This is a genomic window from uncultured Streptococcus sp. (assembly GCF_938036805.1).
Classification (GTDB): Bacteria; Bacillota; Bacilli; order Lactobacillales; family Streptococcaceae; genus Streptococcus.
Window position 1 is genome coordinate 1 of sequence record NZ_CALHWC010000072.1, and the last position, 1712, is coordinate 1712.

Genomic DNA, 1712 nt, shown 5'->3' on the forward strand with positions numbered 1-1712 from the left:
CCAGAGCTTTTTGAGCTAGGTCGATTGCTTCTTTTGGACTTTCGGCTAATTGACTGATCCAGCCTTGTGAGTGACGGGTTTCAATCCGAGATTGGTCTACTTCAGCTATGATTGCTACCGCTTTAGCAATTTCAGCTGCTTTCCCTTGAGCTCCACTCATGCCACCCAGACCAGAAGAGATGAAGAGTTTGCCAGTCAGGTCGCCATCATCAGCTACACCCAGTTTCAAACGTCCAGCATTGAGGAGAGTGTTGAAGGTACCATGGACGATACCTTGAGGGCCGATGTACATCCAGCCGCCAGCTGTCATTTGACCATAGTTGGTCACGCCCATTTCTTCTGCAATTTCCCAGTCTTTCATATTGTCGTATTCACCGACCAAGAGGCCATTAGTGATGATAACGCGAGGTGCTTCTGGTTTGGATTTGAAAAGTCCGAGCGGGTGGCCAGATTCTACAACCAAGGTTTGATGGTCTGTCATGACTTCCAAGTATTTCTTGATCAGGTTGTACTGCATCCAGTTAGCGCAGACAGATCCAGTTTCTCCGTAGGTAACCAATTCATATGGATAAAGGGCGATTTCAAAGCTCAGGTTGTTGTCAATCATGACCTGCATAGCTTTGGCTGCAGTACAGTTTCCTTTATACTCATCGATTGGCTTGCCGTAGATGCGTTCTTTTGGACGCCAGCGGTAGCCATAAATCCGTCCGCGAGTTTTCAGCTCTTCCAGAAATTCTGGAATTACTTCCTCATGGAATCTCTTTGGAATATAGCGAAGGGCATTTTTAAGAGCAATTTCGGTTTGAGCTTGAGTCAAACGGAAGCCCCGGTCAGGTGCGCGACGGATGCCTTCTTGGAAAACTGTTTTTTCAGGCAGTACATCGTCTAATTTGACGGTCATTGCTGCTGCAATATCTTGTTCGCTGTAGAATGACATGTTTATTTCCTCCTTGTAAAATAACTTAAGATTTGACCTTATTTTATAACAGCGCCGTCAGTACAAAGTCAAGAAAATATTCCTAGAGATAAAAAATATCAATATATCTAATATATATCGGTTTTTGACTATAATTTGACGATAGTGTATTATGATGGAAAGCGAATAAGTTGGAAAATGAATGGAGGAACAAGCATGACTGCTGATTTACTATTAACTCACTTTAATCAAGTCTTCTGTCCCAAGGATCTCGGACACCCCCTTTTTGGTGAGGAGATGAAGGAAGCTCAGGTCTTGGAGGACGGCTACATTGCAGTCAAAGACGGTAAAATCCTAGCTGTTGGTAGTGGAGAGCCGAATGCCAGTCTAGTTGGATCAGATACTAAGATTCAGTCTTATGAGGGTAAGATTGCGACGCCCGGCTTAATCGACTGTCACACTCACTTGGTCTATGGCGGTAGCCGAGAGCATGAATTTGCTAAGAAATTAGCCGGTGTCTCTTATCTGGAAATTCTTGCCCAAGGCGGTGGTATTCTCAGTACGGTCCGGGCGACGCGAGAAGCTTCTTTTGATACTCTCTACGATAAGTCTAAGAGACTGCTGGACTATATGTTGCTTCATGGGGTGACGACTGTTGAGGCTAAGAGTGGCTACGGTCTGGACTGGGAAACAGAGAAGCGCCAGCTAGATGTCGTTGGGGCTCTGGACCGTGACCACGAGATTGACCTCGTTTCTACCTTTATGGCTGCCCACGCCGTTCCACCAGAATACAAGG

2 pseudogenes are annotated in these 1712 nt (G+C 45.6%); one reads left to right on the top strand and one right to left on the bottom strand.

The window, feature by feature from the left end:
* Window positions 1–937, bottom strand: a pseudogene (locus tag Q0191_RS02935) (urocanate hydratase); the annotation flags it as partial.
* A 195-nt stretch (window positions 938–1132) separates the two neighbouring features.
* Here Q0191_RS02935 and Q0191_RS02940 point away from each other — a divergent pair.
* Window positions 1133–1712: pseudogene (locus Q0191_RS02940) on the top strand (imidazolonepropionase); the annotation flags it as partial.